Below are 9,239 nucleotides of genomic sequence, written 5' to 3' on the forward strand. Positions count from 1 at the left end.
GTTCCGGGAGGCCGCCGAGCCGTTCCTGGGCGACGTCGCCGTGTGGGTGGTCGCCCACGCCGGCTACCTGGCACTGGACTGCTCGGATGATGACTGCTGCCCGCCCGGCGGGCGGCCGCTGCGCGAGCTCGAGGGCACCGCGGTCGGCGCCCACATGGTGCTCGCCGGTGCCCTCGTTGCCGACTCGCGCGAGGACCTGGCGCGGATCGAACCCGCGCCGGCGGCGGCACGCCGCAACACCGCGCGGGTCGCCGAGCGGTGTCGTGCCCGCCAGGTCGACGCCCGGGCCGCTGGTGACGAGCAGCTCGGCCGCTGGCGCGCGCACGGGCTGGCCGCGTGGCGCGCCGCCCTGGACCGGAGCCTCGCCGGCGACCCCGTGGTGCGGCCGGACCTGCTGGGTCGGATCGAGGCGTCCCTGGGCGATGTGCGGGTCCGCGACGCGGTGCTGCTCGCGCTGGTCCCGGGCACGGGGGACCTGCCGGAGCGGTCGATCATCGGCACGGTCGACGCGACCTCCAGGGACGGCGCGCACGGCACGTCCGGCGCGCTGGGGGCGATCACCGACACCAGACGGGGCGTCCCGCCCGACGACGTGCTCGTCGCGGCCGGCGTGGAGGTGCTCGAACGGGTGGTCGCACACGCCCGCGCGGAGCATCAGGCGCCGTCGCTCACCCTGCTGGCGATGCTCGCCTGGTGGCGAGGTGACGGCACCCGGGCGGGGGTCCTGCTCGATCGGGCCCTCGAGGCGGACCCGGCGCACCGGCTCGCCCACCTGCTGAGCGATGCGGTCGCGGGCGGGCTCGCACCCGGGTGGGTCCGCCGCTCGGCGTGATCGCGTCCGGCGCGAGCCGATGTCCGCGAGCCGGCACCGCGCCGAGGCGAGCCCGGGTGAAATCCGCACCGTCCGCTACGCGCTACCAAACTCCCGCTACGCCGTACCAAACGGCGTAGCGGACTTCTGTCCCGACGCGCAATGTTCTTCTCGGGTAACGTCGGGTGACCGGTCCTGACCGGCATGCGTGCAATCCGGCATGAGGGCAACCATGAGTGCAACGGAGGACACATGAGCATCGTTGTTGGCTATCTCGCCACACCCGAGGGCCGCACTGCGCTCGAGGCGGCAACGGTCGAGGCGCAGAAGCGCTCGACGCGTCTCGTCGTGGTCACGAGTCACCAGGGGAACGATCGTGAGCTTCGGGGCACACCGGACGAAGAGTTGGCACTCAACGAGGTGTGCCGTGGGCTCGACGAGCGTGGCGTCCCGCATGAGGTCCGTCTCGTGGCGCGCAGCCGGGACGTGGCAGACGACCTGATCGCCGCGGCCGAGGAGAACGACGGCTCGCTGATCGTCATCGGACTGCGTCGCCGCAGCCCGGTCGGCAAGCTGATCCTCGGGGCCAACGCCCAGCGGATCCTGCTGGACGCCCCGTGCCCGGTGCTTGCCGTCAAGCCGGAGCTCGCCGCGCGTGTCGCCCCCGTCGTCGAGCGGGAGCTGGCGGGCACTACGAGCCGGGAATGATCGGCTCGCGCCGCTCGTTGGTCAGTCGAGCCTCCGTGAGAGGCGGTCTTCGGCAGGGCGTGTGACGACCTGGCCGGTACAATACTTATGTACCCCGGACCTCGACTCCGGGCCCAGGCGCTGCCGAAAGGTCGTTCGTGTCGTCCCTCTCCACAAATCCTGCACTTCCGCGCGAGTTCGAGCATGCTGCTCTTGCAGACCTCGTCATGCGCGGCCGCACCCACGGAACGGTGGACGCTGAGTCCTTCCGTACGGCGTGCGAGTCCGCCGACGTCAATGATGCCAAGCGTCTCAAGGCTGTCTATCGCGGGCTGGCCGCCGCCGGCATTGCTGTCGAAAACCCGGTGATGACCACGGCAGTCGTGGCAAAGTCCCGGGTCGCGGCTGCCACCACAACAGCTCGCAAGACCACCAAGGCAACGGTTGACGCGCCGTCGGACTCGGTCGAGTCCGCTGCGGCAGCCAAGCCGGCCACCGCGAAGCGGGCGCCCGCGGCCAAGAAGCCCGCCGCGAAGAAGGCCGCCTCCGTGAAGGCCGCGACCGTGAAGGCCGCGAAGGCCGCCGTCAAGGACACTCCCGACCACGCCGAGGGTGATCCCGAAGCCGTTGAGACGCCCGACGAGGCGCCGGTCGTCGTCGCGAAGGTCGAGGACGAGTCCGAGAGCGCCGGCTTCATGTACTCCGACGCCGACGAGGACGACGCGCCCGCCCAGCAGGTCGTCACCGCGGGCGCCACGGCCGACCCGGTCAAGGACTACCTGAAGCAGATCGGCAAGGTCGCGCTGCTGAACGCCGAGCAGGAGGTCGACCTCGCCAAGCGGATCGAGGCCGGACTCTTCGCGGAGGAACGCCTCGGCGCCGGCCTCAAGATGGAGCCGAAGGTCAAGCGCGAGTTCGAGTGGATCGCGGCCGACGGTCGTCGCGCGAAGAACCACCTGCTCGAAGCGAACCTGCGCCTCGTCGTCTCCCTCGCCAAGCGCTACACCGGGCGCGGCATGCTCTTCCTGGACCTGATCCAGGAGGGCAACCTCGGCCTGATCCGTGCGGTCGAGAAGTTCGACTACACCAAGGGCTACAAGTTCTCGACCTACGCGACGTGGTGGATCCGCCAGGCCATCACCCGCGCGATGGCTGACCAGGCGCGCACCATCCGCATCCCGGTGCACATGGTCGAGGTCATCAACAAGCTGGCCCGCGTGCAGCGTCAGATGCTCCAGGACCTGGGCCGCGAGCCCACCCCGGAGGAGCTCGCCAAGGAGCTCGACATGACCCCCGAGAAGGTCGTCGAGGTCCAGAAGTACGGCCGCGAGCCCATCTCGCTGCACACCCCGCTCGGCGAGGACGGCGACAGCGAGTTCGGCGACCTCATCGAGGACTCCGAAGCGGTCGTCCCGGCCGACGCGGTGAGCTTCACGCTCCTGCAGGAGCAGCTGCACCAGGTGCTCGACACGCTCTCCGAGCGCGAGGCCGGCGTGGTCTCGATGCGGTTCGGCCTGACCGACGGCCAGCCCAAGACGCTCGACGAGATCGGCAAGGTCTACGGGGTCACGCGCGAGCGGATCCGGCAGATCGAGTCCAAGACGATGTCGAAGCTGCGCCACCCGAGCCGGTCCCAGGTGCTGCGCGACTACCTCGACTGAGTTCGACCAGTTCGACCAGCGCAACGAGAAGGGCCCGACCCGATCTGCGGTCGGGCCCTCTCGCGTCCCCGGTCACACCGCAGCTGTCAGCGCCAGCGCGCGCCCGGGACCGCGCCAGAGCTGACGGGTTCGCTGGAGGGTGGTGGTTGAGGGTGCCGCCCTGGCTTCGTAGGCCGTCCGTGGGCGGACTGGTGGCATCCATTCTCATCGGCACGCCGGGGTCGGGAATTACTCCTTCGATGCGCTCAGGTCTAGGCCAAATGGGCCAATTCCGACCCCTCGACGCCCTCCGCGGCACCTCATCGGCTAGCGTTCACAACGTCAGCGAGAAGAGCAAACCTGTCGTGAGGCAGGGACGCAAAGCCACGGGGCCCTCGGGTCAGCCGGGATTCCGAACGACAGGAGCAATCATGGTCGACTTCACTGGTGCCACCCCCGAGAACGGCATGAACGCTCGATCTCCTCATAGCGAGACCCTGCGCGACGACACCCCGGGCGGTCTTCCGGCGCGCCCGCTGGCGGGTTCGTCCCTCGAGGCCCTCGTCCGGCGCCAGTCGTCCGGACCGGGCTCGGACGGTCGCCTGGGCTTCGTGCCCGTGCAGATCCGCTGAGCTCTCGAGCAGCTGGAGCTCTCGAGCAGCTGAGCTCTCGAGTCGTTGAGGTCTCGAGCACCTGAGCTCTCGAACCTGCAAGCAGGTTCGCCTTCCAACCACTTTCGGCGGAAGGCCGATGCGCGCGCATCGGCGTAGGAGCGCGCACCGACGAGCTCTCCGCTCCGCTTCGAGCACCGGCTCCGGCCCGGGCCCTGCAGGCGGGTCGCACCGACGGAGTCCGGGCACAGCGAAGGGCCCCGTCGGCGATCGGAAGGATCGGACGGGGCCCTGCACCGAGGGTCGTGGGATCAGCCCACGGGCGTGGGAATTAGTTGGCGTTGCCGATCCCGGCGCCGTGTTCCTTCAGGAGGCGCTCGCTCTCATCCTGGACATGTGTGGCCAGCGCGGAGAACTTCGGCGCGTGCTCCCGTGCGTGGTGGGCGCAGAAGAGCAGCTCGCCACCGGGCATGAAGACGCGCACATACGCCTGGGCGCCACAGCGGTCGCAGCGGTCGGCTACGGTCAGCGGTTCGGTCATCGTCGCGTTCACAAGCACATGTAACCACCCGAAACGGGATTTGTAGTCACCCAAGTGGGTTGGTTCGCTACCCGCGAAGTCCGGAATAGGGACATCCCCGCCGGATCGGGGTGATTCTGCCCGCGGCCACGCCTCCCCGGCGGCGCGTTCGCGAGCGACTACGATCGGGCACCGTGTCAACCGTATCCACACAGTCCAGCTATACCGCCCGGCATCTCTCCGTGCTCGAGGGCCTGGAGGCCGTGCGCAAGCGTCCGGGCATGTACATCGGCTCGACCGACTCCCGCGGGCTCATGCACTGCATGTGGGAGATCATCGACAACGCCGTCGATGAGGCGCTCGCGGGGCACTGCGACCGGATCGAGATCGTGCTGCACGCCGACAGCTCGGTCGAGGTGTACGACAACGGCCGCGGTATCCCGGTGGACATCGAGCCGAAGACGGGCCTGACCGGTGTCGAGGTCGTCTTCACCAAGCTGCACGCCGGCGGCAAGTTCGGCGGCGGTTCCTACGGCGCCTCCGGTGGCCTGCACGGCGTCGGCGCGAGCGTCGTCAACGCGCTCTCCTCGCGGCTCGACACCGACGTCGAGCGCAACGGCAAGGTCTACCGGATGACGTTCCATCGGGGAGAGCCGGGAGTGTTCACCGACCCGCCGTCGGGCCCCTCGCCGGACTCGCCGTTCGCGCCGTTCGTCTCGGGCTCCGAGCTCACCGTCGTCGGCAAGGCGCCGAAGGCCCGCACGAGCACCCGGGTCCGGTACTGGTCGGACCGGCAGGTGTTCCCGGCGAACGCCGTCTTCTCCTACGACGAGCTCGTGACCCGCGCGCGCCAGACGACGTTCCTCGTCCCCGGGCTGACCGTCACCGTGCGCGACGAGCGCGGCCTGGCCGGCACCCCGGGCGCCGACGGCCCGCACTCGGAGACGTTCCAGCACTCCGGCGGAACCGTCGACTTCGTGGACTTCCTCGCGCCGGACGCCCCGGTCACGAGCACCTGGCACCTGTCCGGCTCGGGGTCGTTCGTGGAGACCGTGCCGGTGCTCGATGAGAAGGGCCACCTGACCCCCAAGGCGGTCACCCGCGAGTGCGAGGTCGACATCGCGCTGCGCTGGGGGACCGGCTACGAGACCGAGATGCGGACCTTCGTCAACATCATCGCGACGCCCAAGGGCGGGTCGCACCTGGCCGGCTTCGAGGCCGGGCTGCTGCGCACGATGCGCAAGGCGGTCGAGGCGAACGCGCGGCGGCTGAAGATCACCGCCCGTGGCGACGCGGAGCGGATCGAGAAGGACGACGTGCTCGCCGGGATGACGGCGGTGCTCACGGTGCGGCTCGCGGAGCCGCAGTTCGAGGGTCAGACCAAGGAGGTCCTGGGCACCGCGCCGGTGCGCAACATCGTCGCCAAGGTCGTCGACACCGAGCTCAATGCGCTGCTCAACTCCGTCAAGCGCGACCAGAAGACGCAGGCCACGCTCCTGCTGGACAAGGTCGTCGCGGAGATGCGGGCCCGGCTGAGCGCCCGCAAGCAGAAGGAGATCTCGCGCCGCAAGAACGCGCTCGAAACTTCCTCGCTGCCGGCGAAGCTCGCCGACTGCCGCAGCGACGACGTCGAACGCAGCGAGCTGTTCATCGTCGAGGGCGACAGCGCGCTCGGTACGGCCAAGCTCGCGCGCAGCTCGGACTTCCAGGCGCTGCTGCCGATCCGCGGGAAGATCCTCAACGTCCAGAAGGCGTCCATCACGGACATGCTGAAGAACGCCGAGTGCGCCGCGATCATCCAGGTGCTCGGCGCCGGCTCGGGTCGCTCCTTCGAGCTCGAGGCCGCGCGGTACGGCAAGATCGTGCTGATGACCGACGCCGACGTCGACGGCGCCCACATCCGGACGCTGCTGCTCACGCTCTTCTTCCGCTACATGCGCCCGCTCGTCGTCGCCGGCCGGGTGTACGCGGCGGTGCCGCCACTGCACCGGGTCGAGGTGATCGGCGCAGGCTCGCGGAAGAACGAGTACGTGTACACCTACTCCGAGGCGGAGCTCGCGACGACGCTGAAGAAGCTCGACAAGGCCGGCAAGCGCTACAAGGAAGACATCCAGCGCTACAAGGGCCTCGGAGAGATGGACGCCGACCAGCTCGCCGAGACGACCATGGACCCGCGACACCGCATGCTCCGCCGCGTCCGGATGGAGGACGCCCACGACGCCGAGCGGGTGTTCGAGCTGCTGATGGGCAGCGACGTCTCGCCCCGCAAGGACTTCATCGTGGCCGGCGCCGCGGAGATGGACCGCAGCCGCATCGACGCGTAAAGGGCTCGGCGGCGAGCGGGTCGCTCGCCTAGCCTGTGCCAGATGGCCACGTCATCCGCCCCGAAGGTCTCGCTCGCTGACCGCGCGCTCGCCCCGCACGACGTACCGCTGCCTCGCCCGGAGCACGGCCTGGTCTGGCGGCCCCTCGTGCTCGACGACGTCCCGGCGCTCGCCGTGCTCGTCGCGCAGTGCGAGGAGTTCGACGCCGCGTCGCCGCGTACCTGAGGTCCGAGCGGTTCGAGCAGGACTGGCAGGGCGAGGGGCAGGGAGGCACGATGTCGGGTATGGCCGTGCAGGAGACTCGTCGCGTCGGGGAGGTCTTCACCGTCGACGACCTCGACGCGATCCCGGAGGATGGCCTGCAGTGGGAGCTGCTGGACGGGATGCTGCTCGTGACCCCCGCTCCGAGGGCGACCCACCAGTCCGTGATCGGTGAGATCTACCTCGTCCTGCGGCACGGGTGCCCGGCGCACCTCAAGGTCTTCCTCTCGCCGCTGGACTGGCGTCCGGACCAGCTCACCAACCTCCAACCGGACCTGTTGGTGGTGCGGCGCGACCGACTCGAGGTCAAGAACGTCACCTACCCCGAGCTCGACCTCGCCGTCGAGGTGCTCTCGCCCTCGACCCGGATGAAGGACCTGCTCCTCAAGCGCGAGCGGTACGAGCGGGCCGGGGTGCGCTCGTACTGGATCGTCGACCCGGGCCCGGAGCACCCGTCGGTCCTCGCGCTGGACCTCGTCGACGGCGCGTACGTCGAGGTCGGGCGCGCGGTCGACGACGAGCGGCTGACGCTCGCGAATCCGTTCGAGGTCACGCTCGTGCCCGCGGACCTCGCGCGCTGGTAGCTCGCGGATCGGGCTAGGGTGTCGCGGTCAGCAACAACCACGGGAGCTCGCACCAGCGAGCTGAGAGGACGGCTCGGGCCGTCGACCGTTGAACCTGTCCGGGTAATTCCGGCGTAGGGAGAAGCACCACGATGCGCACTAACGACGGCACAGTTGTGTCCACTGTCACCACCGGACCCATCCAGGGCAGCACGAAGCGCTATGACGAGGTCCCCGGATTCCCCGGACTGAGCATCCCGATCCGGCGGGTGAACCTCAGCAACGGCGAGCACTTCGACCTGTACGACACCTCCGGCCCGTTCACGGACAGCGCCGCCGTCATCGACGTGCAGGCCGGCCTGCCACCGACCCGCGACGGCTGGGCCCGACCAGAGCCCATCGACGGCGCCGCGACGCAGCTGGTCTGGGCGCGAGCGGGGATCACCACTCCCGAGATGGCGTTCGTGGCCGCGCGGGAGGGGTTGCCCGTCGAGCTCGTGCGCGACGAGGTCGCGCGGGGTCGGGCCGTGATCCCGGCCAACCACCGGCATCCGCAGAGCGAGCCGATGATCATCGGCAAGGCGTTCGCGGTGAAGATCAATGCCAACATCGGTAACTCCGCGGTCACCTCGTCCGTCGCGCAGGAGGTGGAGAAGATGGTGTGGGCCGCCCGCTGGGGCGCCGACACCCTGATGGACCTGTCGACCGGCCGGGACATCCACCTGACCCGCGAGTGGATCCTGCGCAACTCGCCCATCCCGGTGGGCACCGTGCCCATCTACCAGGCGCTGGAGAAGGTCAACGGCGATCCCGGCTCGCTGACCTGGGAGATCTACCGGGACACCGTCATCGAGCAGTGCGAGCAGGGCGTCGACTACATGACCGTGCACGCCGGCGTGCTGCTGCGCTACATCCCGCTGACGGCGAAGCGCGTCACTGGGATCGTGTCCCGGGGCGGCTCGATCATGGCGGCGTGGTGCCTCGCGCACCACCAGGAGAGCTTCCTGTACACCCACTTCGTCGAGCTCTGCGAGATCCTGCGGCGCTACGACGTGACGTTCTCCCTCGGCGACGGATTGCGCCCGGGCTCGATCGCGGACGCCAACGACGAGGCCCAGTTCGCCGAGCTGCGCACGCTCGGCGAGCTGACGAAGATCGCCAAGTCCCACGGCGTGCAGGTCATGATCGAGGGCCCGGGACACGTGCCCATGCACAAGATCGTGGAGAACGTCGCGCTCGAGGAGGAGCTCTGCGAGGAGGCGCCGTTCTACACCCTCGGCCCGCTCGCGACCGACATCGCGCCCGCCTACGACCACATCACCTCGGCGATCGGCGCGGCCATGATCGCCAGCGCCGGCACCGCGATGCTGTGCTACGTCACACCCAAGGAACACCTTGGCCTGCCGAACCGGGACGACGTCAAGACGGGCGTGATCACCTACAAGATCGCGGCCCACGCGGCGGATCTCGCCAAGGCGCACCCGCGCGCCCAGGAACGCGACGACGCGCTCAGCCGGGCCCGGTTCGAGTTCCGCTGGAACGACCAGTTCGCGTTGTCGCTGGACCCCGACACGGCGCGCAGCTTTCACGACGAGACGCTGCCGGCCGAGCCCGCCAAGACCGCGCACTTCTGCTCGATGTGCGGCCCGAAGTTCTGCTCGATGCGCATCTCGGCGGACGTGCGGACCTACGCCGAGGAGAACGGGCTGACCAGCCCGGAGGCGATCGCGGCGGGCATGGCCGGAAAGTCGGCCGAGTTCGTGCGCCTGGGCAGCTCGGTCTACCTCCCCGCGGACACGACCGCCTGACGACCGCCCCACCC

9 protein-coding genes and 1 riboswitch are annotated in these 9,239 nt (G+C 69.7%); of the genes, 8 read left to right on the forward strand and 1 reads right to left on the reverse strand.

Annotation, left to right across the window (positions count from 1 at the left end; all coding sequences use genetic code 11):
• From VIM26_RS20795 to VIM26_RS20810, 4 genes are all read left to right on the forward strand, one after another.
• On the forward strand, nucleotides 1-832 hold an 832-nt coding region (locus VIM26_RS20795; RefSeq protein ID WP_331954812.1), incomplete at its 5' end, for a DUF4192 domain-containing protein.
• A gap of 231 nt (nucleotides 833-1,063) precedes the next feature.
• Nucleotides 1,064-1,519, forward strand: coding sequence for a universal stress protein (locus VIM26_RS20800; protein ID WP_331954814.1), 456 nt, complete (start codon nucleotides 1,064-1,066; stop codon nucleotides 1,517-1,519).
• A gap of 137 nt (nucleotides 1,520-1,656) precedes the next feature.
• A complete protein-coding gene (locus VIM26_RS20805) occupies nucleotides 1,657-3,159 on the forward strand; it encodes an RNA polymerase sigma factor (RefSeq protein WP_414696534.1) in 1,503 nt (500 codons plus the stop codon).
• Nucleotides 3,160-3,481: 322 nt separating this feature from the next.
• Nucleotides 3,482-3,555, forward strand: a riboswitch (cyclic di-GMP riboswitch).
• A gap of 14 nt (nucleotides 3,556-3,569) precedes the next feature.
• Complete coding sequence (locus VIM26_RS20810) at nucleotides 3,570-3,770, forward strand: hypothetical protein (protein WP_331954818.1); 201 nt, start codon at nucleotides 3,570-3,572, stop codon at nucleotides 3,768-3,770.
• 310 nt (nucleotides 3,771-4,080) lie between these two features.
• Here the strand turns inward: VIM26_RS20810 and VIM26_RS20815 are convergent, their stop codons facing one another.
• On the reverse strand, nucleotides 4,081-4,290 hold the full coding sequence (locus tag VIM26_RS20815; RefSeq protein ID WP_331954820.1) for a DUF7455 domain-containing protein: 210 nt from the start codon (nucleotides 4,288-4,290) through the stop codon (nucleotides 4,081-4,083).
• Nucleotides 4,291-4,463: 173 nt separating this feature from the next.
• Here VIM26_RS20815 and VIM26_RS20820 point away from each other — a divergent pair, with 173 nt between their 5' ends.
• The 4 genes from VIM26_RS20820 to thiC all read left to right on the forward strand — a co-directional run bounded on the left by VIM26_RS20820 (nucleotide 4,464) and on the right by thiC (nucleotide 9,225).
• Entirely contained in the window at nucleotides 4,464-6,593 is a 2,130-nt protein-coding gene (locus VIM26_RS20820; protein ID WP_331954822.1) for a DNA topoisomerase IV subunit B, read from the forward strand.
• 42 nt (nucleotides 6,594-6,635) lie between these two features.
• Nucleotides 6,636-6,818 carry a hypothetical protein gene (locus VIM26_RS20825; RefSeq protein ID WP_331954824.1) on the forward strand — a complete coding sequence of 61 codons (183 nt, stop codon included), beginning with the start codon at nucleotides 6,636-6,638 and terminating at the stop codon, nucleotides 6,816-6,818.
• 59 nt (nucleotides 6,819-6,877) lie between these two features.
• A complete protein-coding gene (locus tag VIM26_RS20830; protein WP_331954826.1) occupies nucleotides 6,878-7,438 on the forward strand; it encodes a Uma2 family endonuclease in 561 nt (186 codons plus the stop codon).
• A 155-nt stretch (nucleotides 7,439-7,593) separates the two neighbouring features.
• On the forward strand, nucleotides 7,594-9,225 hold the full coding sequence (thiC, locus tag VIM26_RS20835) for a phosphomethylpyrimidine synthase ThiC (protein ID WP_331954827.1): 1,632 nt from the start codon (nucleotides 7,594-7,596) through the stop codon (nucleotides 9,223-9,225).
• The last annotated feature ends 14 nt before the right edge of the window (nucleotides 9,226-9,239 follow it).

Source organism: Pengzhenrongella sp., from assembly GCF_036565025.1.
Classification (GTDB): domain Bacteria; phylum Actinomycetota; class Actinomycetes; order Actinomycetales; family Cellulomonadaceae; genus Pengzhenrongella.

Excerpts from the sequence above, each read along its gene's own strand:
- VIM26_RS20800 (WP_331954814.1), top strand. The coding sequence starts at position 1,064 with ATGAGCATCGTTGTTGGCTATCTCGCCACACCCGAGGGCCGCACTGCG.
- VIM26_RS20810 (WP_331954818.1), top strand. The coding sequence starts at position 3,570 with ATGGTCGACTTCACTGGTGCCACCCCCGAGAACGGCATGAACGCTCGA.
- VIM26_RS20815 (WP_331954820.1), bottom strand. The coding sequence starts at position 4,290 with ATGACCGAACCGCTGACCGTAGCCGACCGCTGCGACCGCTGTGGCGCC.
- VIM26_RS20825 (WP_331954824.1), top strand. The coding sequence starts at position 6,636 with ATGGCCACGTCATCCGCCCCGAAGGTCTCGCTCGCTGACCGCGCGCTC.
- VIM26_RS20830 (WP_331954826.1), top strand. The coding sequence starts at position 6,878 with ATGGCCGTGCAGGAGACTCGTCGCGTCGGGGAGGTCTTCACCGTCGAC.